The organism is Bordetella sp. (assembly GCF_057362025.1).
In genome coordinates, this window is record NZ_JBMQQZ010000091.1 from 55,752 (window position 1) to 82,070 (window position 26,319).

General features: G+C 63.8%; 22 protein-coding genes and 3 tRNA genes. 14 read left to right on the forward strand and 11 right to left on the reverse strand.

The genetic code is table 11. The features are described 5' to 3' along the window. Positions 1 to 183: 183 nt before the first annotated feature. A complete protein-coding gene (locus ACO1P8_RS20055) occupies positions 184 to 1,575 on the forward strand; it encodes a sigma-54-dependent transcriptional regulator (RefSeq protein WP_094842721.1) in 1,392 nt (463 codons plus the stop codon). A 3-nt stretch (positions 1,576 to 1,578) separates the two neighbouring features. On the opposite strand, the gene ACO1P8_RS20060 is transcribed toward ACO1P8_RS20055, so the two are convergent. The 5 genes from ACO1P8_RS20060 to ACO1P8_RS20080 all read right to left on the reverse strand — a co-directional run bounded on the left by ACO1P8_RS20060 (position 1,579) and on the right by ACO1P8_RS20080 (position 7,500). Next, on the reverse strand, positions 1,579 to 1,857 hold the full coding sequence (locus ACO1P8_RS20060; RefSeq protein ID WP_486297636.1) for a MatE family transporter: 279 nt from the start codon (positions 1,855 to 1,857) through the stop codon (positions 1,579 to 1,581). A gap of 90 nt (positions 1,858 to 1,947) precedes the next feature. Beyond that, entirely contained in the window at positions 1,948 to 3,609 is a 1,662-nt protein-coding gene (locus tag ACO1P8_RS20065) for an FMN-binding glutamate synthase family protein (protein ID WP_486297637.1), read from the reverse strand. 261 nt (positions 3,610 to 3,870) lie between these two features. Then, a complete protein-coding gene (locus ACO1P8_RS20070; protein ID WP_486297638.1) occupies positions 3,871 to 5,097 on the reverse strand; it encodes a YeeE/YedE family protein in 1,227 nt (408 codons plus the stop codon). Between the two features lie 120 nt (positions 5,098 to 5,217). Next, positions 5,218 to 6,495: an arsenic transporter gene (locus tag ACO1P8_RS20075; RefSeq protein WP_486297639.1), complete on the reverse strand. Its 1,278-nt coding sequence runs from the start codon at positions 6,493 to 6,495 to the stop codon at positions 5,218 to 5,220. A 60-nt stretch (positions 6,496 to 6,555) separates the two neighbouring features. Beyond that, on the reverse strand, positions 6,556 to 7,500 hold the full coding sequence (locus ACO1P8_RS20080) for an AEC family transporter (RefSeq protein ID WP_486297640.1): 945 nt from the start codon (positions 7,498 to 7,500) through the stop codon (positions 6,556 to 6,558). 140 nt (positions 7,501 to 7,640) lie between these two features. On the opposite strand from ACO1P8_RS20080, the gene ACO1P8_RS20085 reads away from it, so the two are divergent. After that, positions 7,641 to 8,078, forward strand: coding sequence for a GNAT family N-acetyltransferase (locus tag ACO1P8_RS20085; protein WP_486297641.1), 438 nt, complete (start codon positions 7,641 to 7,643; stop codon positions 8,076 to 8,078). A gap of 100 nt (positions 8,079 to 8,178) precedes the next feature. On the opposite strand, the gene ACO1P8_RS20090 is transcribed toward ACO1P8_RS20085, so the two are convergent. Together ACO1P8_RS20090 and ACO1P8_RS20095 are read right to left on the reverse strand one after the other, a co-directional pair. Continuing rightward, a tRNA-Leu gene (locus ACO1P8_RS20090) sits at positions 8,179 to 8,263 on the reverse strand. Between the two features lie 358 nt (positions 8,264 to 8,621). Beyond that, a tRNA-Leu gene (locus ACO1P8_RS20095) sits at positions 8,622 to 8,706 on the reverse strand. A gap of 178 nt (positions 8,707 to 8,884) precedes the next feature. Between ACO1P8_RS20095 and rnr the strand changes: the two genes are divergently transcribed. The 6 genes from rnr to ACO1P8_RS20125 all read left to right on the forward strand — a co-directional run bounded on the left by rnr (position 8,885) and on the right by ACO1P8_RS20125 (position 14,878). Next, positions 8,885 to 11,299: a ribonuclease R gene (rnr, locus tag ACO1P8_RS20100; RefSeq protein ID WP_486297642.1), complete on the forward strand. Its 2,415-nt coding sequence runs from the start codon at positions 8,885 to 8,887 to the stop codon at positions 11,297 to 11,299. 48 nt (positions 11,300 to 11,347) lie between these two features. Continuing rightward, positions 11,348 to 12,085, forward strand: a complete 738-nt coding sequence (gene rlmB / locus ACO1P8_RS20105) for a 23S rRNA (guanosine(2251)-2'-O)-methyltransferase RlmB (RefSeq protein WP_486297643.1) — start codon at positions 11,348 to 11,350, stop codon at positions 12,083 to 12,085. A gap of 38 nt (positions 12,086 to 12,123) precedes the next feature. After that, on the forward strand, positions 12,124 to 13,368 hold the full coding sequence (locus ACO1P8_RS20110; RefSeq protein WP_486297644.1) for a cystathionine gamma-synthase family protein: 1,245 nt from the start codon (positions 12,124 to 12,126) through the stop codon (positions 13,366 to 13,368). 16 nt (positions 13,369 to 13,384) lie between these two features. Further along, positions 13,385 to 14,065, forward strand: a complete 681-nt coding sequence (locus tag ACO1P8_RS20115) for a Fe2+-dependent dioxygenase (protein ID WP_486297645.1) — start codon at positions 13,385 to 13,387, stop codon at positions 14,063 to 14,065. Between the two features lie 303 nt (positions 14,066 to 14,368). Then, a complete protein-coding gene (locus tag ACO1P8_RS20120) occupies positions 14,369 to 14,641 on the forward strand; it encodes an HU family DNA-binding protein (RefSeq protein ID WP_066637942.1) in 273 nt (90 codons plus the stop codon). A gap of 161 nt (positions 14,642 to 14,802) precedes the next feature. Then, a tRNA-Val gene (locus ACO1P8_RS20125) sits at positions 14,803 to 14,878 on the forward strand. Positions 14,879 to 15,100: 222 nt separating this feature from the next. Here ACO1P8_RS20125 and ACO1P8_RS20130 read toward each other — a convergent pair. Then, positions 15,101 to 15,292, reverse strand: coding sequence for a DUF3606 domain-containing protein (locus ACO1P8_RS20130; protein ID WP_486297646.1), 192 nt, complete (start codon positions 15,290 to 15,292; stop codon positions 15,101 to 15,103). A 408-nt stretch (positions 15,293 to 15,700) separates the two neighbouring features. On the opposite strand from ACO1P8_RS20130, the gene ACO1P8_RS20135 reads away from it, so the two are divergent. The 6 genes from ACO1P8_RS20135 (at position 15,701) to ACO1P8_RS20160 (ending at position 21,745) form a co-directional block, all read left to right on the forward strand. Next, the gene (locus ACO1P8_RS20135; RefSeq protein ID WP_486297647.1) at positions 15,701 to 16,522 is read left to right on the forward strand and encodes an energy transducer TonB; all 822 of its coding nucleotides are present in this window, start codon (positions 15,701 to 15,703) and stop codon (positions 16,520 to 16,522) included. A gap of 25 nt (positions 16,523 to 16,547) precedes the next feature. Next, complete coding sequence (locus ACO1P8_RS20140; protein ID WP_486297655.1) at positions 16,548 to 17,408, forward strand: MotA/TolQ/ExbB proton channel family protein; 861 nt, start codon at positions 16,548 to 16,550, stop codon at positions 17,406 to 17,408. Next, positions 17,409 to 17,882, forward strand: coding sequence for an ExbD/TolR family protein (locus ACO1P8_RS20145; RefSeq protein WP_486297648.1), 474 nt, complete (start codon positions 17,409 to 17,411; stop codon positions 17,880 to 17,882). It begins immediately after the preceding gene. Between the two features lie 71 nt (positions 17,883 to 17,953). After that, a complete protein-coding gene (locus tag ACO1P8_RS20150; protein WP_094842705.1) occupies positions 17,954 to 18,625 on the forward strand; it encodes a response regulator transcription factor in 672 nt (223 codons plus the stop codon). A gap of 184 nt (positions 18,626 to 18,809) precedes the next feature. Next, on the forward strand, positions 18,810 to 19,835 hold the full coding sequence (locus tag ACO1P8_RS20155) for a sensor histidine kinase (RefSeq protein WP_486297656.1): 1,026 nt from the start codon (positions 18,810 to 18,812) through the stop codon (positions 19,833 to 19,835). Next, positions 19,832 to 21,745, forward strand: a complete 1,914-nt coding sequence (locus ACO1P8_RS20160) for a potassium transporter Kup (RefSeq protein WP_486297649.1) — start codon at positions 19,832 to 19,834, stop codon at positions 21,743 to 21,745. The genes ACO1P8_RS20155 and ACO1P8_RS20160 overlap by 4 nt, the downstream gene beginning before the upstream one ends. A gap of 94 nt (positions 21,746 to 21,839) precedes the next feature. On the opposite strand, the gene argG is transcribed toward ACO1P8_RS20160, so the two are convergent. The 3 genes from argG to ACO1P8_RS20175 form a co-directional block, all read right to left on the reverse strand. Beyond that, positions 21,840 to 23,174, reverse strand: a complete 1,335-nt coding sequence (argG, locus tag ACO1P8_RS20165) for an argininosuccinate synthase (RefSeq protein WP_486297650.1) — start codon at positions 23,172 to 23,174, stop codon at positions 21,840 to 21,842. Positions 23,175 to 23,258: 84 nt separating this feature from the next. After that, on the reverse strand, positions 23,259 to 24,572 hold the full coding sequence (locus tag ACO1P8_RS20170) for an MFS transporter (RefSeq protein ID WP_486297651.1): 1,314 nt from the start codon (positions 24,570 to 24,572) through the stop codon (positions 23,259 to 23,261). Positions 24,573 to 24,628: 56 nt separating this feature from the next. After that, positions 24,629 to 26,107: an amidase gene (locus ACO1P8_RS20175; RefSeq protein ID WP_486297652.1), complete on the reverse strand. Its 1,479-nt coding sequence runs from the start codon at positions 26,105 to 26,107 to the stop codon at positions 24,629 to 24,631. Positions 26,108 to 26,319: the final 212 nt, after the last annotated feature.

The following is a 26,319-nucleotide window of genomic DNA, read 5'->3' on the forward strand; positions in this document are numbered from 1 at the left end:
ACGTTTGCCGAAAACGTGGCACGATAAGCTTCGCTGCCTTGAATGGCCCGCATTATGCAACGGTCTCCGTCTTAAACGCGATGCGGGTCGCTCCCGGCGGAGGCTAGAATAAAGCCGAGAGGGGCGCCGCGCGCCCAGCGTTTTCTAAACCCCAGAAAGAACCGCGAACACACGGAACTGCGAATGCCACATGTTTTGATCGTCGATGACGAATCTCCGGTGCGAACCGCGCTGGCCGAGATCGTCAAGGACGAAGGGTTTACCGTTGCCCAAGCCAGCGATCTGCGCGAGGCGAAGATCCAGATCCTTCGCCAGTCGCCGGACCTGGTCTTGTCCGATCTGCAGCTGCCGGATGGGAGCGGCCTGGATATCTTCCAGGCGTTGAGCTCGCCGAACGTCGATGTGGTGTTCATTACCGGCCACGCCAGCGTCGAAAGCGCGGTGGACGCCTTGCGTCTCGGGGCGATCGATTACCTGCTCAAGCCGGTCAATATCCAGCGCCTGAAGATGGTCCTGGGCCGCATGCCGCGTAACGCCGATCTGTCGCCGTGGGGTGGTCCCTTCGAGGACGAAGACCGCTTCGGCAAAATGCTGGGGCGCTCCGAGCCCATGAAGCGTCTCTACCGGCAGATCGCCAAGGTGGCGCCAACCGAAGCGACCGTATTCCTGATGGGAGACAGCGGCACGGGCAAGGAGCTCGCCGCGCAGGCCATCCACGAACTGAGCGGGCGCCGCAAGGGCCCATTCCTGCCGGTCAATTGCGGGGCCATTTCTCCCAATCTGATCGAAAGCGAAATGTTTGGCCACGAGCGCGGCAGCTTCACGGGCGCGGACCGGCAGCACAAGGGTTACTTCGAGCGGGCGGCGGGCGGCACCCTGTTCCTGGATGAAATCACGGAAATGCCCATAGACCTGCAGGTCAAGCTGCTGCGGGTCCTCGAAACAGGCCTGTTCATGCGGGTCGGGACGAACCGCGAAATCGCCAGCGACGTGCGGGTGGTGGCCGCGACCAACCGCAATCCGGAAGAGGCGGTCGCGGAAGGCAAGCTGCGCGAAGACCTGTATCACCGGCTCAACGTTTTTCCGGTGGAGCTGCCGCCACTACGCGAGCGTGGGGACGATGTGATCCTTATCGCCCAGCGCTACCTGGACATGCTTAACAAGGAGCGCGGGGCGGAGAAGAAATTCGCGGTCGATACATTGGAAGCCCTGCGTAGCCACACTTGGCCGGGCAATGTGCGCGAGCTCAAGAACTACGTCCACCGCGCCTTCATTCTGGCCGACGATAATGAGATCCGCGCCGGCGTCGTGCCGCTGCAGATGTCGCCGGAGAAAACCGCGACCGGTTCTCAGATCACCGTGCCGGTCGGCGTCCCGCTGGCGGACGCGGACCGGCGGCTGATTTTTGCCACGTTGGAGCAATGCGGCGGCGTCAAGAAGCATGCCGCCGAGATTCTGGGCATCAGCCTGAAAACGCTCTATAACCGCCTCGAAGAGTACGCGGCGGCGGGGCATTTTCCCAAGGTGAATGGGGACACCGGCTCGAAGCCGGAGCCCCTTGGTCGGGCCAAGTAGGGCTTAGCCGCCGTTGCGGGCCGGGTCCGGACGGGTGTGTGCCAGGCCGGCCTGGTCCTCATCGACGATGCGATCGGACGCGACGTCGGTCCCGATGGGGTCCGAATCGCCTTCGACGTCCGCTCTATCGCCAGTGCCGCTCGCATCGGTATCGGTATCCGGCGTGCCGGGACCGAGGTCGCTGCCCGAGTCCGATGAGTCGCTCGGGCCCAGGGCGCGATTGCCGTGGCCGGGAAGCCCATCCGTCATGGGATCTGCGTCGGGGTTATATCGTGTTGCCATGTCAGCCTCCTGCTGGGTTCTCGCGTGGCGCCTCGCAAGGGGCACGCGGCTGACGACGGCTTCGCAAGCTGTGTGCCGCGCCAGGCCTGCTCAGGCTGGGGCGGGCTCGGGTGGGCTGTCCGCGATCGCCTGGATGGAAGTGATGTCGTGGACCGGCTGGAACGAATCGGCGCGCGCCATCGTCCAGCCTGTTTCGAACACGCGATGCCGGAACTTGCCTTCCAGCAATTCACCGGGCGCCAACTCCGGAAAGACCGCGGACAGCAGGCGCACTTCGGATGACGAGATGCGCCGCGCGATGTGGTGGGGCCGCAAGGCGCCCGGATGCGTCAGTCCGGCCGCGCCCAGCAGCTCTGCCAGCGCGTGTAGCGTGTTCGCGTGGAAGTTCGCCACGCGTTGCGCCTTGTCGGGTACCACCAGGGCGCGTTGGCGCACCGGGTCCTGGGTCGCAACGCCGGTGGGGCATTTATCCGTATGGCACGATTGGGCCTGTATACAGCCGACCGCGAACATGAAGCCGCGTGCGGCGTTGCACCAGTCCGCGCCGAGCGCCATGGTGCGGGCCATGTCGAAAGCGGTGATGATCTTGCCGGACGCGCCGATGCGAATGCGATCGCGCAGGTTGACCCCGACAAGCGTGTTGTGGACCAGGCGCAGGCCCTCCCGCAGCGGGGTGCCGACATGATCGACGAATTCCAGTGGCGCTGCCCCGGTTCCGCCTTCGGCTCCGTCGACGACGATGAAGTCGGGCGTGATACCGGTTTCCAGCATTGCCTTAACGATGGCGAACCATTCCCAAGGATGGCCGACGCACAGCTTGAACCCGACCGGCTTGCCTTCGGACAGTTCGCGCAATTGGGCGACAAAGCGCATCAGCCCGATGGGCGTATCGAATGCGCTGTGGCCCGCAGGCGAATTGCAGTCTTTCCACGGCGCCACGCCGCGTGTCGCGGCGATTTCTGGCGTGACCTTGGCGCCGGGCAGGATACCGCCGTGGCCGGGTTTGGCACCCTGCGACAGCTTGATTTCTATCATCTTTACCTGCGGTGTGCGCGCGTTGCGTACGAACGCCTCAGGTGAAAAGTTGCCCTGCTCGTCCCGGCAACCGAAATAGCCGGAGCCGATATTCCATACCAGGTCGCCTCCCGGCTTGCGGTGATACGGGCTGATGCCGCCTTCACCGGTATCGTGGGCGAAATTGCCGATGCGCGCGCCTTCGTTAAGGGCCGTGATGGCGTTGCCCGATAGGGCGCCGAAGCTCATGGCCGAAACGTTCAATGCCGACATCGAATAAGGTTGCTTGCAGTCCGGTCCGCCGACGGTGACGCGGAAATCGCTGTCGGCGACATGCGTTGGCGCAAGCGAGTGATTCATCCATTCATAGCGGTCGTTGTAGACCTCTTCCTGTGTGCCGAACGGACGCTTGTCCACCTGCTTCTTGGCGCGTTGGTAAACGATGGAACGTTGCGCTCGTGAGAAGGGCGTCGCGTTCGTATCGTCTTCGAGGAAGTACTGGCGGATTTCCGGGCGTATGGCTTCGAACAGGAAGCGCAGGTTGCCCAGGATGGGATAGTTGCGGCGTATGGCGTGGTGCGGCTGGACCAGGTCATAGAGCCCCAGCACTGCCAGCGCGGCCAGCGGGATCGCCGCCCAGAGCCACGCCGGCGACGACAGGACGGTTAACGCTGCCGTGCAGACGGTGCCTGCCAGAACGAGCGCCAAAGTTGAAAACCGGATGGCCAGCCAGGGCATATGTCTTTCCTTCTTGGCGGGCTGGAGCCCGCTGTCTCGAACGCGGCAAACCATAACAGAAAGCTGCGGCCGCTACGAAGGAAAGCGCGGGCGGCGTTGAAATAAAAGCGTGGAAGGAAGCGCCGGACGACGCCGGGCGGAAAGCAAAACGGGAGCCATCTGGCTTGCATCCAGAGGGGCGGATGCAGGTCGAGCCTTCGGGATGCGGCTCACCGCGCTCCGGTCCAGGATATCGCGTTGTCCTCGCCGTCCGAGGCGCATTCAGCAACTGGAGGGTGGCGGGGATTTCTCCACGGGCAAGCCGAAGATGGGGCGCAGGTGTACGCCGAGAGCGCTTCCGGCAAAAGCCGCGGGCAGCCACAGCCAGGCGTGCAGGCTGCCCGAAAGGATGCCGCTGAAATAAGCGCCGATGTTGCATCCGTAGGCCAGGCGCGCGCCGAAGCCGAGCAGCAGGCCACCGATTACGGCGCCGGCCAGCGAGCGGGCAGGCACTTCCCAGACGGGGGCGAATTTGCCCGCGCCCGAGGCCGCGACCAGGGCGCCCAGCATCAGGCCGATGTCCATGACCGTCGTGACGTCTTCGCGCAGCGGCGCGGCCAGCGACTTGGATTGCCTGACCCAGTAGGCCCAGCCGGCCACGTCCCCCCCCATCGCGTCATAAGCTTTCGCGCCCCAAAGGGCGAAGGCGGATGTGATGCCCCACGGCCGTCCCGCCAGGGCCAGCGTCGCGAAGTTCAAAGCGACCAGGGCGACCCCGCCCCACACCAGCGGCCACGGGCCCCGCCACAGGCTTGCGGGGCGATCGGTGCGCGAGGCGAACGAAACGATGCGGCCGTGGCGGCGCCTTTCCATGCGGGTCGCGATCCAGGCGATCAGGGCGAATACCGCGAGGTTCGCGAAAATGGCGGGGAGGGGACCCCACGCGAGCACGAAGGAGGTGGGCTTGATGGCCGGCAGCGCCGACCACCACGGAAACGTGTAGGTGCCCAGGACCGAACCGACGACGAAGAACAGCAGCGTCACCAACATGCGCGTATTGCCGCCGCCTACGGCGAACAGGGTGCCGGAAGCGCAGCCTCCCCCCAGTTGCATACCCACGCCAAACAGAAAAGCCCCCAGGAGAACCGAGGCGCCGGCCGGCGAAACCAGGCCGGCAACGGGATGGCCGAACAACGTGCCCTGAGCCAGGACGGGGAAGAACAGCACGACGCCCAGCGCCAGCATCAGCATCTGGCCGCGCAAGCCGGCGGCGCGGCGGGCGGACACGAACACGCGCCATGCCTGGGTGAAACCGAAGGACGCGTGGTAAAGGGTAATGCCCAGCAGGGCACCCGTTACCCACAAGCCTGCCTGCCGCCAGCCGACGGTGGCGTTCAGGTACCAGGCGCCCAGGGCCACCAATAGCAGGGCAATCCAGAAGGGGCGGCTATTGAGGCGCAGCGTCGGCGCCGAGGGACGGAAATCGAGAGTGGATGCGTTCGAAGACATGGAAGGCGAGGGAGGTCGATGCGGCCTTCGGGAGGCCGCAAACCTCGGACTGTAAGCTTCCGTTCTTTATTTCATAAAATAATCAATATGCATTTATATATGCGTTTTGGTAATTTGGCTTCAGCTCAGCCACCACGCCAATGCGGCAAGGGTGGCGAGCAAAACGGGGAGGGTCAGCACGATTCCGATCCGGAAGTAGTATCCCCAGCCTATGCGTATCCCCTTGCGCTCGAGTACATGCAGCCATAGCAGTGTCGCCAGGCTGCCGATGGGCGTGATCTTGGGGCCCAGGTCGCTGCCGATTACGTTGGCGTAGATCATGGCCTCGCGCGCGGCGCCGGTAACCGAGGCATCGGCTATCGATAGGGCGCCCACCAGCACGGCGGGCAGATTATTCATCACGGAAGACAATGCAGCCGCGGCAATGCCCATGCCGAACGCGCCGCCCCACACGCCGCCCTGCGCGCACCACGACAGAAAGGCGCTGAGTTGCGCGGTCAGGCCGGCATTGCGCAGGCCATACACCACGAGGTACATGCCGAGCGAAAAGACGACGATGTGCCAGGGTGCGTTGCGCATGATCCGGCGGGTGCCGACGATGTGCGTCCGCCCGGCCACGGCAAGCAGTCCGAAGGCTCCGGCAGCCGCGACGGCGCTTACCGGTACGCCGATGGGTTCGAGGATGAAGAACCCGGCGAGAAGCAGCGCCAGCACGATCCAGCCGGCACGAAAGGTCGCTGGATCACGTATTGCGCTGCGCGGCTCCGGCAGTCCTCCATCGTCGTAGCGGGCGGGAATGGCGCGCCGGAATACGAGCATCAGCATGGCCAGCGATGCAGCCACGGCGGCGACGTTGACCGGTGCCATGACGGCTGCGTAGCGCGCGAATCCGATCTGGAAAAAGTCCGCCGAGACGATGTTGACAAGATTGGAGACGATGAGCGGCAAGCTGCCGGTATCGGCAATGAAGCCGGCCGCCATGACGAACGCCAGCGACGCAGCGGCTCCGAAGCCCAGGGCCAGCAGGACTTCCATCACGATAGGCGTCAGGATGAGCGCCGCCCCGTCGTTGGCGAACAGGGCAGTGACTGTGGCGCCCAGCAGCACGATCAGGACGAAAAGCCGCTTGCCATGGCCCTGCCCCCAGCGCGCGACATGCAATGCGCACCATTTGAAGAAGCCGGCTTCGTCCAGGATTAGACTGGTGATAATGATGGCGATGAAAGTGGCCGTGGCATTCCACACGATGTGCCAGACTTCCGCGATGTCGCCGATGTGGACGACACCGGTGGCCAATGCCAGCAGGGCGCCGCCCGCGGCGCTCCAGCCGACGCCCAGGCCGCGTGGCTGGATGATGACCAGCGCCAGGGTGAATATGAAAATGCAAGCGGCTAGCATGGGTTGGGCAATCGATGAAGGTGGACAAGAAGGATGGGCGTCGAGTCGTGGTGGGGCGCCTCAGCGCACGCCATGCAGTTCTATCCAGGCGACCAGCACCGAGATCGTCACTACCGAGACAAGGGTGGACAGCAGGATGGTGCGCGATGCGATCCGGGCATCGCGCCCGTACAGTTGCGCCAGGATGAAAGGGCCGGTGCCTATGGGCAGCGCGCTTAGCAGTACCGCGGTCCAGGCCCATACAGGCGGCATGGAGAACAACCCGAAAGCGAGCAGGGCGGTGATGCCGGGCTGCACAAGCAGCTTGGCGGCCACCACGCGCGCCACCACGGCGCCGTCACCGCCGGCTTCCGTCTGGGCGAGGAACAAGCCGATGGCGATTAGCGCGCATGGGCTGGCCGCGTTACCCAGAAGGACCATGAAGCGGTCGATGGATTCCGGCAGGGGCACGCCGGTGGCCGCCCAGGCGAACCCAAGCATGGGGGATATGAGCAAAGGGTTGCGCAGCAACGCGCCGCCGACCTTGGCGGCCGTCTTGCGGAAATCCTGGCCATGCCGCTGGTCGGCTTCGATGAGCGCGATCGACACGCCGAACAGCACACAGGCCGTCATGAGTGTCGCCACGACCGCCGGAGCGAGGCTCGGCTGGCCGAACAGCACCAGGCACAACGGGATACCCATGAAGCCCACGTTAGCGTAGGAATTGCTCAGGGCCTCGATGCTGATGTCGGTCAATGGGGTGGACTTCCCGCGATGCGCGACTAGGGCCACCGCGAAGGCCGCCGCGATGCCGCCGATGAAGGACAGTACATAGCCCGGATGTGCCAATTGTTCCCACGTCACCTGCGACATGGCGCGGAACAGCAACGCCGGCAGCGCCAGATAGACGACGAAGCGATTAAGGACGTCGCTTGCGGCCGGTCCCAGCAGGCGCCGGCGCGCTGCCAGCCATCCCACCAGAATCAAGACGAATACCGGAAGGGCGGCGGTGACGACGGCATGCATGGGGAAAAAGGGATGCGGAAAGGGAGCCCATTCTAACTGTCCACGGGATTTTTCCGTGGTGTTGCATACGGCGATTTGCCTGGCGAGTCCGCAGCCGCGAAAATCCGGGGTTTGACGTTCAGCCGGGGAGGAATAGCACCATGAATCAGCCATCCGTTACCGTGGTCGTTGGCGATTGGACCCGCTTGCGCGATGACGCTGCCGCGGTTCGCCACGCCGTTTTCGTCGTGGAGCAGAATGTGCCGGCGGAAATCGAACTGGACGAGCTCGATGCGGTTTGTGTCCATGCGGTCGCCTACGATGCCGAAGGACAGGTGCTGGGTACGGGGAGGCTGCTTCCCGATGGCCACATCGGACGCATGGCGGTACACCGGCGGGCACGGGGCCTGGGCGTGGGCGCGCGCCTGCTGCAGGCACTCGTGGAAGCGGGGCGCGCGGCCGGCCATCGCAAGCTGATGCTCAATGCCCAGACGCATGCACGTGGTTTTTACGAAGGGCAGGGCTTCGCGGTCGAGGGCGACAAATTCATGGAGGCCGGCATCGAGCACGTTGCCATGGCGCGCGTATTGCAGGCGTAAGGCGGCGCCAAGCCAATAAAAAACCCCGCGAGATAGTATCTTGCGGGGTTTCTGCCTTGATGAATCCACGGCGTCTGCTGCCATGGATATCGCTATCGGGTGGTGCCCAGGAGAGGACTCGAACCTCCACACCTTGCGGCACATGGACCTGAACCATGCGCGTCTACCAATTCCGCCACCTGGGCCCGCTTCGTTGCCGTTAAAACCTGCGACAGCGAAGAGGCGCGATTATGCAGGCTTTTTTGCTGGGCCGCAAGTGGCTGTTTGTTTTGCGCGGCGCTTTCAAAGCCAGGGGGCAAGGTCGGGATTTCAACGGCCAGGGGTTTGGTCGGGGCGGGGGGGTAGGGCCGGGGGCGTACGGATAAAACCCGCTCAAATGACAACCCCGAAGACAACCCCGAAGACAACCCCGAAGACAACCCCGAAGACAACCCCGAAGACAACCCCGCTCAAAGCCAAATCCTGCTCGAAGCCGAAGTCCAAATCCGAGGCATAAAGACAAAACCCCCGATGCGTTTCCACATCGGGGGTTTTGCGAATTCTTGGTGCCCAGGAGAGGACTCGAACCTCCACACCTTGCGGCACATGGACCTGAACCATGCGCGTCTACCAATTCCGCCACCTGGGCACTGTATTTTCGTTAGAATACCGCTTTTGCTTTGTAGCAAACCGCCGGTTCAGAACCTGCGGCGCTTCCTGCGCAGCAATTTCCGCGAAAGCACAGAAGCTGCGCATTATAAACAGGAATTCCGACTTTGGCAAAACGATCGAGCGACGACGCCGCTAACAAGAACAGACCCACGGTCGTGCCTGAGGCGCCCCCCGATTTCGATCCCGACGTTCCCAGCCGCGAAGCCATTCTTCGCGCACTGCGATCGGCCGGTGCGCCGTTGTCGCCAGCCGAGCTGGCAGACCGGATGGGCGTGGCTCGCCCGGATACCTCCGTGGGTTTCGAACGCCGCCTGGCCGCCATGGAACGGGATGGGCAACTGCTCCCCAACCGCAAGGGCGTACTGCTGTTGGCCACCAAGCTGGACTTCGTGGCCGGCAGGGTGCAGGGCCATCGAGACGGCTTCGGATTCCTGGTCCGCGATGACGGGGGACCGGACATCTTCTTGTCGCCCCGCGAAATGCTGAAGGTGCTGCATGGCGATCGCGTGCTCGTCAAACCGGGCGGCGAATATCGTGGCAAGCCCGAAGGCAATATCGTCGAAGTCATCGAGCGCCGCACCAATAAATTGGTGGGACGTTTCCTGCACGAGCACGGTTTGTCCATCGTCGTGCCGGAAGACCAGCGTATCAAGCACGATATCCTGATTCCACCCAGCGATACGAACGGCGCGCAGCACGGGCAGGTCGTCTCGGTGGAAATCATTGAACAGCCCACGCGACATACCCAGCCCCTGGGACGCGTCTTCGAAGTACTCGGTGAAATCGACGACCCCGGCATGGAAATCGAAATTGCCGTGCGCAAGTTCGATGTCCCTGTGGAGTTTTCCGAGGCGGCGCTCAAGCAGGCAGCGCGTTTGCCGGATACCGTGCGCAAAACCGATCTGAAGGACCGCGTCGACTTGCGCGACGTACCGCTCATCACGATCGATGGCGAGGATGCGCGGGATTTCGACGATGCGGTGTATTGCGAGCCTATCGATCTTGGCACGGGGCAGCGCAAGCGGCCCGCGTGGCGCCTGCTCGTTGCGATTGCCGACGTCAGCCATTATGTGCGCCCCAACGACGCGCTGGATGACGATGCCGTCGAACGCGGTACCAGCGTATATTTTCCGCGGCGGGTCATTCCCATGCTGCCGGAGACGCTGTCGAACGGCCTCTGTTCACTCAACCCGCACGTGGACCGGCTGGTGCTGGTCTGCGACATGGTGATACCCGCGAGTGGCGCCAAGGCCGGCACCGTGACGGCTTATCAGTTCTACAACGCCGTCATGCATTCGCATGCGCGCACTACCTATACGAACATCTGGGCGGCGCTGCAGCAGGCTGGCGGGCCGGCCGCGCAGGCCATGGCCGGCGTGATGCCGCAGGTCTGGAACCTGTACGAGCTTTATCAGTTGCTTTCGCAGGCGCGCCGCAAGCGCGGCGCCATCGATTTCGATACGGTGGAAACCAAGATCGTCTGCAACGAGCTGGGCCGCATCGAACAGATCGTCGGCGTGGTGCGCAATGACGCGCACAAACTGATCGAAGAATGCATGTTGGCAGCCAACACCTGCGCGGCCGACTTCATGGAGCGCAGCAAGCATCCGGGCCTGTACCGCATTCACGAAGGGCCGACGCCGGACCGCTTGCAGTCGCTGCGCGAATTCCTGCGCACGTTGGGGCTGACATTGGGCGGTGGGGACACCCCGACGGCCAAGGACTATGGCGACTTTCTGGACAGCGTGCGCGGCCGTCCGGACTATCCACTGCTTCAAACCATGTGCCTGCGCTCGATGCAGCAGGCCATGTACAGCCCGGAGAACGTCGGCCATTTCGGTCTGCTGTATCCGGCGTATACGCATTTCACTTCTCCCATCCGGCGTTATCCGGACTTGCTGACGCATCGGGTCATCAAGGCCCTTCTGCAGGGACAGCGCTATGTCCCCTCCCAGGCGGACGAGCCGGTGGTGATCGGCCGTTCCCACAAAGAGCACGAGCATGCCATTTGGGAAAAGCTGGGGCTGTTGCTTTCCTCCAGCGAGCGCCGCGCCGACGATGCGTCGCGCGACGTGGAAGCCTGGCTGAAGTGCTGGTTCGTCAAAGAGCGCGTGGGCGAGGACTTCAGCGGCACGGTGACCGGCGTGGCGAGCTTCGGCATCTTTGTCACCCTGGATACGCTGCATGTCGAAGGGCTGGTCCACGTTTCCGAACTGGGCGGCGAGTATTTTCAATTCAACGATGCGCTGCATGAATTGCGCGGCGAACGGACGGGCATGCGCTATCGCTTGACCGACAAGGTGCAGGTCCAGGTGGCGCGGGTCGATCTGGAGGCTCGGCGCATCGAGTTCCGGCTGGTCAGGGGCACGAGTTTCGAGTCACTGCGCAAGGCCGCGCAACGAGGGCCGGACGAGCCGCCTCGGCGCGTCAAGAAGGCCGCGGGCACCAAGCCCAAGGCCCTGAAAGGGCAAACGGCCAAGGTGCGACGCGCCGAAGCCAAGAAGGCGGATCGCGTTGCCGTGCGCCAGGCGCAGGCTGCCACCAAGTCCGCCGCGCGCAAGCGCCGCTAGCACGGTCCCGCCCGGAAAGGGCGGGTATGACAAGAGAGGTATGGTTTTATGGCGTCAACCCAGGTTCTCGCAGGGTTTCACGCGGTCGTGGCGCGCCTGCGCCATGCGCCGTCGTCCATCAAGGAAATTTACGTCGAGGCCTCGCGGCGCGACAAACGCATGGCCTCGCTGATCGAGCAGGCGGGACGGGCCGGCTGCAAGGTGCATCCGGTACCGAGCGAACGCCTGGACGGGCTTGCCCGCGGCACGCGCCATCAAGGGGTCGTCGCGCTGGCCGAGCCGGCGCAGTTGGCGGTCGATATCGACGACGTGCTGGACGTCATCGAGGAACCGGCTTTCCTGTTGCTGCTGGATGGCGTGACCGATCCCCACAACCTGGGGGCCTGCCTGCGTACGGCGGACGCGGCGGGCGTGCATGCGGTCATCGCGCCCCGCGACCGCGCCGTCGGCCTGAATGCCACCGTGCAGCGCGTGGCCTGCGGCGCGGCCGATACGGTGCCCTACATCATGGTCACGAACCTGGCTCGCACCATGCGCACCCTGAAAGAGCGGGACGTGTGGCTGGTCGGCACGGACGACCAGGCGGCGACGCCGATGCACGGCGTGGATGCACGTCGCCCCATGGCCTGGGTCATGGGCGCGGAAGGCGAGGGGATGCGCCGGTTGACGCGCGATACGTGCGACGAATTGGTGCATATCCCCATGCTGGGTTCGGTGGAAAGCCTGAATGTCAGCGTTGCCAGCGCGGTTTGCCTGTACGAAACCGTGCGCCAGCGTCAGGGGTAAAATCCCTGCTTATTCCCGTATCACCGGTGCGCGCGATCATGGATCAATTCGGCTTTACCACTACCATTCTTCATTCGGATCGCCGCGACGCGGTCGAGCATGGCGCCGTCCATAAGCCCATACATGTATCGTCCGAATACGGCTACGCCGACGCCCACGAATTGGCCGCCGTGTTCCAGGGCAAGGCCGGCTATTCGTATGCGCGCCAAGGCACGCCCACCACGGCAGCCCTGGAAGCCCGCGTCACGCGGATGGAGAACGGCGTCTCCACGGTCAGCTTCGCGACCGGTATGGCGGCCCTCGCTGCGGTTTTCACCACGCTGTTGCGCGCCGGCGATCACCTGGTGTCCAGCCAGTTCATCTTCGGCAATACCAATAGCCTGTTTGCCACGCTGGCCGAGCTGGGCGTGGAAATTACCTTTGTCGACGCTACCGACACCGAGCAGGTGAAGGCCGCGCTGCGGCCGAACACCCGCATGGTATTCGTCGAAACCATCGCCAATCCCGGTACGCAGGTGGCGGATCTGGCCGGGATCGGTGCCCTGTGCCGCGAACGCGGCCTGGTCTATCTGCTGGACAATACGCTGACGTCGCCGTGGATGTTGCGCGGCATCGATGTGCAGGCATCGCTGGTCATGAATTCCCTGTCCAAGTACATCGGCGGTCATGGCAATGCGCTGGGCGGGGCCATCACGGATACCGGCCTGTTCGACTGGTCGGGCTACAAGAATATTTTCGACTCCTACCGCAAAGGTCCGCCGGCCGGCTGGGGGATATTGCAGATCAAGAAGAAAGGCCTCCGCGATATGGGCGGCACCCTGTCGGCGGATGCGGCCCACCGCATTGCGGTGGGTTCGGAAACGCTGGCGTTGCGCATGCGCAAGCATTGCGACAACGCATACGCGTTGGCGCGCATGCTGGACGCCCATCCCGGTGTTGCGAAAGTGTATTACCCCGGTCTGGCAGCGCACCCCCAGCATGAACGCGCGGCCTCGCTGTTCGGCGGGTGCTTCGGTGCCCTGCTGGGTATCGAATTGGTCGACGGCGTCGATTGCTTCGACTTTCTCAACCGCTTGAAAGTCGTCATCCTGGCCACGCACCTTGGCGACACGCGCACTCTGGCGCTGCCCGCCGCCCACACCATTTACTACGAAATGGGCGCACAGCGCCGCGCGCAAATGGGTATCGCCGACAGCTTCATTCGCGTGTCCGTCGGCATCGAGGACGAAGGCGACCTGCTGGGTGATTTCGATCAGGCGCTGCGCGCCTGTCTAAACACCTGAAGCCGGAGTGCCCGCGATGTTGATCCAGATTGCCGATGTCTTTACGCCTGCCGAAGCCGCCGAGATGCGCGGCCGGCTCGAAGCAGCCGATTGGGTGGACGGCAAGGTAACCGCGGGCCACCAGTCTGCCCGGGTCAAGCAGAATCGCCAACTGGCCGAGGGCAGTCCGCTCGCGCAGGAGCTGGGCAACGCGATCCTTCAGCGATTGGCCCGCAACCCGCTGTTCATGGCTGCCGCGCTGCCCCGCAAGATCATTCCTCCTTTGTTCAATCGCTATGAAGGCGGTGAAAACTTCGGCTATCACGTCGATAATGCCGTCCGGCCCGTCACCGGCACAGCGGATCGCGTGCGCACGGATATGTCCGCGACGCTGTTCCTTTCGGAACCGGATAGCTATGACGGCGGCGAACTCGTGGTGGATGACCTGTATGGTCCGCGCAGCATCAAATTGCCCGCAGGACATATGGTGCTCTATCCTGGAACCAGCCTGCATCGTGTCAACGCGGTAACGCGCGGCGCCCGCATCAGTTCGTTCTTCTGGATGCAAAGCCTGGTGCGCGAAGATGCACAGCGCACCTTGCTGCTGGAATTGGACGTCGCTATTCAAAGATTGACGCAGGACGTCAAAGAGCACCCTTCGCTGGTGCAACTGACCGGCGTTTATCACAACCTGCTGCGCCGCTGGGTCGACGTGTAGCGCCTCGGCGCAGCAGCGCCGCCGCAGGCCTGCGCGTCGTGGCGCTCGCTGTCGCTTTCGCGCCGGAAAGCCAGTAACGGCGCGGGTTTCGCCGGTTTTTTTCTTGACAGCCTTCTGCCGTCAGTGCCTAATACGCCACTACGTCGCTCCTGGTTTGCCTGCCTCAACGCAGGCGAAATCATGGGCGGCGTAGCAATTTAAGCGTCGCGGTTTGTCATGCAAACCGTTCAAGAAGAAGTCGTTCGATAGCCCTGCCGGCCAGGCAGGCCGCCTGGGCACCATACCTGTGAGGGGTAATTCTGCATGAACAAAACTGAACTTATCGACCACATCGCCAGCAAAGCGGATATCTCGAAGGCGGCTGCCGGCCGGTCCCTCGACGCATTGATCGGCGCCGTGAAGTCGACGCTGAAGAAAGGCGGGACCGTCACCCTGGTCGGTTTCGGCACGTTCGCTGTATCTTCCCGCGCAGCACGTACCGGTCGCAATCCGCGCACCGGTGAAAGCATCAAAATCAAAAAGGCCAAGGTGCCGAAGTTCCGCGCCGGCAAGGCCCTGAAGGACGCAGTCAACTGATCGATCATTCGATCGCGATCGCCCGACGGAACGGGGGACGACGAGCGCGTCGCATCGCGCCGCTTCCATGCGCAGTCCCTGTACCCCTCGTTTGCGGCTTCCCCGGGCGGTCGCTATAATCCGCACTCGCAGTTTGCATGAAGAGTGGCCCCACTCTATTGGGGTGCTTAGCTCAGCTGGTAGAGCGGCGCCCTTACAAGGCGTAGGTCGGGGGTTCGAACCCCTCAGCACCCACCACTCCATTCCCGTTTCAACTCATCAAGCGGCCGGAACGCCTGTCCCATTTCAGGGCAAGCGCCTGGAAACCTCTCCGGTTTCGTCGGCGGATTCGGTCCCATGCGGTTCGGATGATAGGGGCAACGGACTTTTGCGGTTGTCCCGCAGGCGCGCCAATTCGGCAAACATCTCGGCAAGCTCCTCAGCTGCGGTGGCATCAGCCCGGCCCCTCCGTGCGCGGTATCATATGGCCTGGCGTCCTTTTCCGAGCTGCTCGCGCACCCTGTCTATGCTGCTACCCGCCTTTGCGACGGCCTCACGCAGTTGATCGTGCGTGCATCCCAGGGTCTTGCTCCAGTAATCGACTTCCCAGCGCTCGTTCAGATTGATGCGGGAGCGGTCGGCGGGCCCGCGATCTTGCAGATTGTCGCTCATGCTGGTCTCCTTAAATAGCGTTAGATACGTACGCAAACGGTGTGCCTCGTGGCCTTCGCCGGGGATCGCATTTCCCGTCTTACGCCGGGACAGTTTTCACGGATGGAGATCAGCGGGCTCGTCAAAGCCGAGGGACGTCGTTACGTCGTTGCGATGGTGCGACCACGGCTATCCGGCCGCGAGGTGCCGGTCCCCGGCATCCGTTTCCCCATGTCGCGCGTCGCACGGGTTTCCGCTGTATGGATGGGCATGGTCCCGCCGAATTCCGCCGGCCCGCCACCGCAGCGGGGCAGGACCCAAATGCTTTTGCGAATAATTCCTATTTGAGATAGCATATCGGACTTATTCCGCGTCGCCGCACTCCGTCCGCGTCGCAGTCCAACTCAAGTCAGGGCATTGGGCTGGTTCATGCCTAGCAACAAAAAGCGTAATTGGTCCACGTCATCGAATGCTTCCCTGGGCGTCAGGCTCGTCGCGGGAATCGTCGTCGTCGCCGTGCATGCCGTCGTGGCGGGAGCCATCCTGTCCAGCCGGGAAGTCGTGCCGCTGCCGCCGGAAAGCCAACCCATCATGGTGAGCGTGGTCGAAGCGCCCGTTCCGCAGGTGGCCAAGGCCGATGAAACGCCGGAGCCGCCCAAGCCGGAGGTGCAGCCTCCGTCGCCGCCACAACCGCAGGTGACGCCAGAGCCGGAGCCGCAGCCCACCGAGAAGGCGGAGCCCGAACCCGAGCCCGAACCGGTCATCGAAAAGCCCGTCGTTCCGGCGCCCAAACCCAAGCCCAAGCCCAAACCCAAGCCTCAAACCAAGCCGAAGCCCCAGCCCGTCAAGGAAACGCCGCCGCCCAAAGCGGTCGAGCAGCCGCCCGCGCCTCCGTCGCCGCCGACGGGCGCACCGGACGGCGCCACTGCGACCCAGGCACCGCGCCAGGGCCCGCCGCGGGACCAGCCCGAGACGGTGTCCAATATCGAATATCTGGGGGCAGGGCCGTCGGTGGTGTATCCCCTGGCGTCCAAGCGGCGCCGGGAAGAGGGACGTGTCACCGTGCTGGTGGTGGTCAATACCCAGGGGGGCATCGAAAAAGCGACGGTCGTGGCTTCGTCCGGCTTCCCGCGTTTGGATGAAGCGGCGCTGGATGCCGTGCGCCGGGTGCGTTTCAAGCCCTATACGCGCAATGGCGTCGCGTACACGGTCCAGGCAAGAATCCCGTTCGATTTCAATATAAGGAACTGACATGTCCATCGCACACCATATCGCCATGGTGCTGGCGCAGGTAGCGCCCGCCGCGACGGCCGATCCCGCCGCCGGAGCGGCTGCCGGGGATGCCCTCCAGGCCCCGGCGGCCCTGCCCGCGGCGCCGGCGCCGTTGCCGGTGCCAGATATGGGCGTCATGCATTTTGTCTCGCAAAGCGACGTTGTCGGCAAGACGCTGTTCGTCATCCTGATCCTGATGTCCCTGGTGACCTGGTACCTGATCGTCGTCAAGGCCGTCAATAGCGCCGTGGTCCGCAAGCGCTCGCGTGATTTCCTCAATAAGTTCTGGAATGCGAGCTCGCTGGAGCAGGTCGAGCACGAAATCGCCACGCATGGTGCGCGCGATCCGTTTTCCCATCTTGCATCGCATGCCATGTATGCGCAGGCTCACCATGCCAAATACGGCGCGACGACGCTGTCCGAGGCCGGATCCAACAGCGAATTCGTGACGCGGACGATGCGCAAGGTTATCGATGAGGAGACCGCCAAGCTGGAAAACGGCCTGACCGTACTGGCGTCGGTAGGGTCCACCGCGCCTTTCGTGGGGTTGTTCGGTACGGTGTGGGGCGTGTATCACGCCCTGGTCGGCATCGGCCTGGCGGACGGCGTTACCATCAACCGTATCGCCGGCCCGGTGGGCGAGGCGCTGATCATGACAGGGCTTGGACTGGCCGTGGCAATCCCCGCGGTGCTAGCCTACAACACCTTCGTACGCAAGAATCGTGTCTTCCTTTCGCGGTTGGATGCCTTCGCGCATGACCTCTTCGCGTTCCTGACCACCGGCCAGCAGGTGGCGATGTCCGACAGCAAAGTGCGCGCCATGCGGCGCACCGGCGGTGCGCAGGCGACGCGCGGGGGCGAATAAATGGCTTTCGGCGGCTTCGACAACAAAGGTTCCGGCGGCCACGCGATGTCGGAAATCAACATGGTGCCTCTGATCGATGTCATGTTGGTGCTCCTGGTCATTTTCATCATCACCGCGCCCCTGATGGCTCATTCGATCCGGATCAATATGCCGCAGGTCAGCGCCGAGCCGGTCAAGGAAGAGCCCAAGACCATCGACCTGGCGATCGACGCCCACGGCCAGCTGTTCTGGGATGACAAGCCGGTGCTGGAAGCCGAACTGCCGGACCGCTTTGCCGCGGCTGCCGGGAGCCAGCCGCAGCCCGAACTGCGCATCCGGGCCGATCTGGATACCCGTTACGAAACCTTGGCCAAGGTGATGGCGGCCGCCCGCCATTCCGGCCTGGGGCGTATCGGCTTTGTCACCACCCCGGCCCCGTCCGTCCCCGGTACGCCGGGCGGCGGCGCGGGGGGCGTGGAGGCGCCGGCCAAATAGGCCACGAAATATTTCGCCACAGGTCCACGTGGCGTAGCGCGCTGCCGTCCGGATCGCGCTAGAATCGCGCCATGCGAGTACTGGTAATCGAAGACGACACAACCCTGGGCCACGCGCTGCAGGAGTTTCTGGCCGACCAGGGGTATGCGGTCGATTGGCTCACCGAGGGCGACAAGGTGCTGGGCGCCTTGGCGGGCCAACCATACGATCTGCTTCTGCTCGATCTCAACCTTCCCGGCATGAGCGGGCTCGACGTTCTGCGTCAATTGCGCGCGGACGGCAATCAGGTGCCCGTGCTCATACTGACGGCCCGTGACGGTCTTGAAGACCGGGTGGCGGGGCTGGACGCGGGCGCGGATGACTATGTCACCAAGCCGTTCGAATTGCCCGAGCTCGCGGCACGCGTGCGGGCCTTCTTCCGCCGCCGCAGCGGACAAGCGCAGCCCCTGATCGAAGTCGGGCCTCTCGTCTTCGACACGGTCGGCCGCGAAGTCCGTGTCCACGGCGAACGACTGTCGCTGTCGGTGCGCGAACTATCCGTTCTGGAAATGCTGATGGCGCGTGTCGGTCGCGTGGTGACCAAGCGCCAGATCGTCAATTCCCTGTCTGCCTGGGACGCCGATTTCAGCGAAAACGCGGTTGAAGTCTACGTATACCGCCTGCGCAAGCGCCTGGAAGGCACGGGCGCCAGTATCCAGACGGTGCGTGGCTTCGGCTACCTGCTGGATGTGGAAGCAGCCTGAAAGCTCGCTTGCGCGCGGGTGACCCAATACCCGCACTCCGACTGTCCGGCCGGGTTGGCCTACGAACATGACCGTGGATATTCCGTCCGACCGTATCCGTAGCAACCAGCAAAGCCCGCGCACTCCCCGGTCCGGTCTGCTTCTGCCCAGAGGGTCGCTGGCCCGCTACCTGGTCGTGCGACTGCTGCCCGCCATCCTTCTGCTGGTCCTGCTGGACCTGGCAGCGACGTGGGTTATGACCCACAAGATCGACATGACGCTCTGGGAGCTGGAAGATTTTTTCCTGCTCATGGTGGTCGGCCAGATCATCCTGATGTCGCTGTTCGCCTGGGTCGTCGTCCATGGCGTGCGTTCCGGACTGCGCTCGGTCAACCTGCTGTCTGAGGAAATCCGGCAACGCTCCATCGACGACATGCAGCCGCTGGAAGTCGCGGGCGTGCCCGCCGAAATGGAACCCCTGGTTTTGCATACCAACGATTTGCTCGCCCGGCTGGACGCGTCGCTGGCCGCCCAGCGCCGCTTTATCGGCCATGCGGCGCACCAATTGCGCACCCCATTGAGCGGCTTGCGGCTGGAATCCGAGTTGATGCTGGCCCGTCCGCTTCCCGACGATGTGCGCGCGCGCGCCGAACGCATCAAGGCGGTCAGCGACCGCATGATCCGCCTGGGACAGCAGTTGCTGGTGCTCGCCCGGGCCGATCCCAACGCGCGCCCGCAGGACAGCTTCGTGCGGATCGATCTGTGCGAGTGGGTGCGTGCCAGCGGCGCGGAATGGATCCCGCGCGTGCGGACCGCGCAATTCGAGCTGGACCTCATCGCGCCGGACACTCCTGTTTGGGTCGACGCCGATCCGCTGCTGCTGGACGAACTGCTCGGAAACCTGCTGGACAATGCCCTGCGTTACGGCGCGTCGGGCGGCCGGATCACCCTGACCGTGGGCAGCAATCCGCCCAGCCTGACCGTCATGGACGATGGGCCCGGCATCCCGACGGAAGACCAGGACAGGGTATTCGAGGCCTTTTATCGATCCCCCGCGGCGACGGCCGGCGGCTCCGGCCTGGGCCTGGCCATCGTGCGTGAAATCGCGCATGCGCATGGCGCGTGGTGGAAGCTCTCCAGCCGACCCGAATTCCCGGGCACGCGCCTGACCGTGGTATTCCCCGGCCCGCGCAAAGGCACTCAATTGACCCGACACGATATACAGGTATGACGACCGGAACCGCGACAAGACCGTCCTCAGTGGCAGCGACGCATCATGCTCCTTCTTCCCGGGCCGCCCTGATCATCGGCGCGCTCGGCGTCGTCTACGGCGACATCGGTACCAGCCCTCTTTACACGCTGCGCCAATGCCTGGTCGGTTATGGGGATCTGCGGCCGGAACACGTGCTGGGCGTGCTGTCCATCCTGTTCTGGATGCTGATGCTGGTGGTGTCTTTCAAGTACATCATGCTGGTGCTGCGCGCGGACAACCGGGGCGAGGGCGGCACGCTCGCGCTATTGGAGCTCGCCATTCGGGGGCGCCAGGGCCGCGTCCGCATGCTGCTGATCGCGCTGGCGATTTTCGGGGCGGCGCTGTTCTATGGCGACAGCATGATTACACCGGCCATCTCGGTACTGTCGGCGCTGGAAGGTATCAGCGTCATATCGCACCGCTTCGAGCATTGGGTGGTGCCGCTGTCCATTATCGTGCTGGTCACGCTGTTCATGATCCAGTCGCATGGCACCGGGGTGATGGGGAAGCTTTTCGGTCCCATCATGGGGCTTTGGTTCGCCACGCTTGCCGTGCTGGGCGTCTGGCAGATCGTCCAGGCGCCGGCGATCCTGCAGGCGCTCAATCCGATTTGGGGCGTACACTTCGTGATCGAATCGCCGCGTGCCAGCTTCGTGTTGCTGGGCTCGGTGGTGCTGGCCTTGACCGGTGCGGAAGCCCTCTACGCCGATATGGGCCATTTCGGCCGAGGTGCCATACGCCGCGCGTGGTTCTGGATGGTGGCGCCGGCGCTGACGCTCTGCTACTTCGGCCAGGGTGCGTTGCTGCTGCGCGATCCCCAGGCCATCGCCAATCCCTTCTTCCTGATGTCGCCGGAATGGGGGCTGGTACCGCTGGTGTGCCTGGCGACGGTTGCCACCATCATCGCCTCGCAGGCCGTTATATCCGGCGCGTATTCGATGACCCGCCAGGCGGTGCAATTGGGATATTGGCCGCGGATGGAGATTCTGCACACCTCCGCGGTGGAGAAGGGCCAGATATACCTGCCGCAGGTCAATGCGCTGCTGCTGGTCGCGGTGCTCGTCCTGGTAGTGGTGTTCCGCAGCTCCGATAACCTGGCCGCCGCATATGGATTCGCGGTCACTGGCACCATGCTGACAACCTCGGTATTGCTGCTATCCCTGATGTCGCGCGCGGCAGTCAGCGGGCCGCAGCGCGCCATGTGGTGGGCCATATTGGGCTTTCTCCTGGTGTTCGACCTGTTGCTGTTTTCCGCGAATGCGCTCAAGGTAGAAGAGGGCGGCTGGTTGCCGCTGTCGGTGGGGATCGTGGTCTTCACCCTGATGCTGACGTGGCGCCGGGGCCGCCATCTGCTCAGCCAACAGCAGCAGCGGGACCGCCAGCCCCTGGGCGAATTCATGGAACAGCTGGAACAGTTCCCGCCGGCGCGCGTGCATGGCACCGCGATCTTCATGACGATGAACCCCGGCAACGTGCCGCCGGCGCTGCTGCACAACCTGAAGCACAACAAGGTGCTGCATGATCACGTGCTGTTCCTGACGATACGTAGTGCCGACGTGCCTTATGTGTCCCCGGACGAACGCTTTTCCTTGACCAAGCTCAGTGCATCCAGCTGGCAGGCCGTGTTGACTTACGGCTTCAAGGAAGAACCCGATGTGCCGGAGGCCTTGCGCGAAGTCGCCGAAGCCTATCCCGAGGTGGATCTGGAGCCCATGCGCACGTCGTACTATCTGTCGCGCCAGACGGTCGTGGCGGCCAAGAGGCCGGCCATGCGGGGTTGGCGCCGCGCCGTGTTCGCCTTCATGGCCCGGAATTCCACGCGCAGCACGAAGTTCTTCAAGATTCCGCCCAACCGCGTGGTCGAAATGGGCATGCAGGTAGAGCTGTAGCCGCGCCAAGCTGTGGCCAGACGAAAAAAACGCCGCGTGCAGGAGCACGCGGCGTTTTGCTTTGCGCGGCGCGTGTCGCGCCCGCGCGAAGGGTTTATTTCTTTTCGTCCTTCAGCTGCGGAAGGGCGGCGCCGGCGGCGGGGGCCAGCAGGCCGGCCTTGACATAGGTGAACAGCTTTTCGCGGGTGTCGACAATGTCCAGGTTGCGCATGGTGAGCTGACCGATCCGGTCTTGCGGCGAGAATACCGATTCTCCCTTTTCCATCGTCAGGCGTTCCGGCTTGTAGGTGAGATTGGGCGACTCGGTATTGACAATGGAATAATCGTTGCCGCGGCGCAGTTCGATGGTGACTTCACCAGTCACGGCACGCGCCACCCAGCGCTGCGCGGTTTCGCGCAGCATGATGGCCTGGGGATCGAACCACCGGCCCTGGTACAACAGGCGGCCCAGCTTGCGGCCGTTTTCGCGATACTGCTCGATGGTGTCTTCGTTGTGAATGCCGGTGACCAGGCGTTCGTAGGCAATGAACAGCAGCGCCATGCCCGGCGCTTCGTAGATACCACGGCTCTTGGCTTCGATGATGCGGTTCTCGATCTGATCGCTCATGCCCAGGCCATGGCGTCCGCCGATGCGGTTCGCCTCCAGCATCAGCGCCACCGGGTCGCTATATTCCACGCCGTTCAGCGCCACGGGCTGACCTTCGACGAAGCGCACGCTGACTTCCTCGCGCTTGACGTCGACGTCGTCGCGCCAGAAGGCCACGCCCATGATGGGTTGCACGATGCGAATGCCGGAATTCAGGTGTTCCAGGTCTTTTGCCTCGTGGGTGGCGCCCAGCATATTCGAGTCGGTCGAATATGCCTTTTCCGCCGACATGCGATATTCGAAACCCGATTGCCGCATGTATTCCGACATCTCGGCGCGGCCGCCGAGTTCGTCGATAAAGGCCTGGTCCAGCCACGGCTTGTAGATCTTGAGTTCCGGATTGGTCAACAGGCCGTAGCGGTAGAAGCGCTCGATATCGTTGCCCTTGAAGGTACTGCCATCGCCCCAGATATTGACGTCGTCCTCCTTCATCGCGGCGACCAGCATGGTGCCGGTCACGGCGCGTCCGATCGGCGTCGTATTGAAGTAGGTGATACCCGCGGTGGAAATATGGAACGCGCCGCTTTGCAGGGCCGCAATGCCTTCGGCCACGAGCTGGCTGCGGCAATCCACCAGGCGCGCCTTTTCCGCGCCGTATTGCATGGCGCGACGGGGGATTTCGTCGTAGTCGGGCTCGTCGGGCTGGCCCAGGTTGGCGGTATACGCATAGGGCACGGCGCCCTTTTCGCGCATCCAATGCAGCGCGGCGCTCGTGTCCAGACCGCCTGAAAACGCAATGCCGACTTTTTGGCCGGCGGGGATGTGCTGAAGGATGGTTGCCATGACGTTATCGCCTTGTGTCGCCTGGAGGTAGAAAACCGTGCATTTTACCGCGTTTGCGCGATCCTCCACGCGGGCCCAAGGGACTCAGCCGGCGCGCGTGGCGCTGGCCCCCGGGACGATGTCCAAGCCATCGGACGGCGCGGCGCCGTCCTCTTCGATGCGGGACAGGTCCAGCCCATTGGTCTCCGGCAGCAGCAGCGCGGATACGATAACCAGGGCATAGCCGATGCCCGCGACCACCGCGATGGAGGCGCCCAGTGCCAGGGTGCCGCCGCTCAGCCAGCCGACGCTGAGCGGAAACAGCGATCCGATGACGCGTCCCGCGTTATACGAAACGCCATAGCCGGTCGCGCGTACGCTGCTGGGATAGGATTCGGACAGGGTGGCACCGATTCCGGAAAACATGCCCTGCATGAGGATGCCCATGGGAAATCCCAGGAACAGCATGGAGGTGTTCGAAATCGGAATCAGCATGTAGATCAGCGCCATGGCCATGGCGCCGACCGCGAACAGGATGTAGGTGGCGCGGCGCCCGAAGCGGTCCGTGGCATAGGCGCCCGCCACGTAGCCCAGGAAAGAGCCGAGAATCATGACCACCAGATAGGAACTGGTGCCGAACACCGACAGCCCGCGCTCCATCTTCAGGTACGTGGGCAGCCATGTCGCGATCGCGTAGTAGCCGCCCAGCATGCCACCGGACAGCAGGCTGCAGAGCACGGTCTTGATCAGCAGCGGAGCCTTCACCACCCGCAAAGGGTCCGGCTTGTGCAGGTGTTTTCCGGAGGCGGACCGCGCCGCGAGGTAGATTTCCGGTTCAACCAGATTACGTCGCAGATAGATGACGACCAGGGCCGGCAGGATACCCAGGAAAAAACAGGCGCGCCATGCATACTCGGGCGGCATCAAGGCGTACATGGCGGCATAGGCCAAGGCGGCGGCGCCCCAGCCGAATGAATAGCTGCTGGCGGTGAAGCCGGAGTATTTGCCGCGGTGTGCCGGGTTGCGGATCATCTCCGTCACCAGCACCATGCATAGCGACGATTCGCCGCCGAAGCCCAGCCCCTGGATGATGCGGAAAATCATCAGTTGCTGCGGGCTCTGCGATAGTCCGCACAGAAAGCACGCGAAGGCGAAGACCACGATGGTCCAGCGCAGCACGCGCACGCGTCCATAACGATCGGCAAGCACCCCCGCCAATATCGCGCCGACCAGCGACGATACCAGGGTATAGGTGACGATGGCGCCGGCCTCGGCCTTGCTCATGTTCCATTGCGAAAGCAGGGTCGAGATCAGGAATGAGTAGATCATGAAGTCGAAGACATCGACCGCATGCCCCAGGAAGGCGCCATAGAAGCCCTTGCGTTCCATGCGTGTCAACTCGGTGAACCAGGTGAACATAAGCTTTCCCCTTCGTATTGTGGGTGGATCGGTATGGGTATGCGGCGGCGGCAGGGTCAGGCGGCGCGCGTTATCGCGGGCGGCTGGAAAGCATGGCCATGCCGCTCCAGCCATTGCGCGAAATGCAGCGAAGTGAGGTCGTGCGAGCGTGCCGCGACGATTTGCACGCCTACCGGCAAGCCGGTAGGCGTGAGTCCGGCGGGGGCGACGGTCGACGGCAGGCCGCATAGCCCCGAATGCCCCGCCCAGAACAGTTGGGTCGTCATGGGCTGAGGTTCCCCGTTGACGTTCAGGCTGCGCTGCCAGGGCTCTCCGTGCTCATTCAGCTCGAAGGCCGCCGTGGCGGCGGCAGGGCATAGCAAGACATCGTGATCGGCGAAAAAATCAACCCATGCCTGCTCGATACCGCGCCGGATATCGGCCAGCCTGAGCCAGGTCCGGTGATCCATCGTGGCCCCTACGTACTGCAGTGTCGGGTAGGACAGGTCGGCGGGATCCGCGCGACCCGTTCGTTGGCGCGCCGCCTCGTAGGCGGAGTCGGTCATGTAGGCAGACGTCGCCGCGCGCAGCATCAGGATATAGGTCCGCCAAAGCGTTTCGGCGTCGATCGCGGGCCTGGCATTCCAGGAGACCCGCATGCCCTGGCCTTGCAGTTGCCGGCCCAGGTCTTCGATGACGCGGGAAACCTCCGCATCGACGGGCGCGAAGGAATGGGTGGGCAATACCGCCACGCGAAACTCGCTCGGCGCACGGTCCGGCGCTGCCGCCAACGTACTCGGCTGGCCCGCCTGTCCGGCGTCCCCGGACAGTACCCTCAGCACGATTTCCAGATCCACCGCGGACCGTGCGACAGGGCCGGCGACGTTGATGTCGGGGGCGGGATCCGTATTGCGTATGCCGTGGCCGCGCAGCGATACCAGGCCGTGGCTGCTTTTGTGCGAAAAAACCCCGCAATAGTGGGCGGGGTTGCGCAAGGAAGATCCGATATCGGATCCCACGTCGAACACGCTCATGCCCGCGCAGACCGCCGCGGCGCTGCCGCCCGAGGAGCCCCCCGGCGTACGGGACGGGTCGCGCGGGTTGCGTGTGGTGCCATAAAGGGCGTTGTAGCTTTGCCAGTCACGCAAATGGAGCGGAACATTGGATTTGCCCACCAGGATCGCGCCGGCCGCCCGCAGGCGCCGCACCACATCGGCATCGCGCGGCGCCAACTGGCTGGCATGCGCGGGGTCGCCGCAGGTCGTGGGCCAGCCGGCGACGTCGAAGCTTTCCTTGATGGAAAAGGGAATACCGTGCAGGGCGCCCAGCGGCTCGCCGCGCTGGCGCGCGGCATCGGCGCGACGCGCCTGGGCTTGCGCGGCCCCGTAGTCATGGAGCGCCAGCGCGTTGATCTGCCCATGGCTGTTGGCAAATGCTTGCGCGCAGGCTTCCACGAGCGATTCGGCGCTGATTTCGCCCTCCCTCAAGGCTTGCAGGCTTCGCGATAAGGTCCAGTAACGCAGCCAATTCGAGGCAGGATTGATGGCTGCGTCCAAAGCGTGCTCCGGGAAAAGGTTTGATAACGTACTTTGTATACTATATTCACGGCTGCGCGCATCGGGGTTCACCCCAACCAGGGTACGCCGGGCCCCAGGGCGGTGGGCGGCGCGCATCGGCGGGCTTGGCGAGGGAGGGGGCCACAAAGCGCGCGTCCAGGCCGTGAGAAAGCACGCGGGCATACATTGCCCGCGTAGCGGCCTTGCGCGAC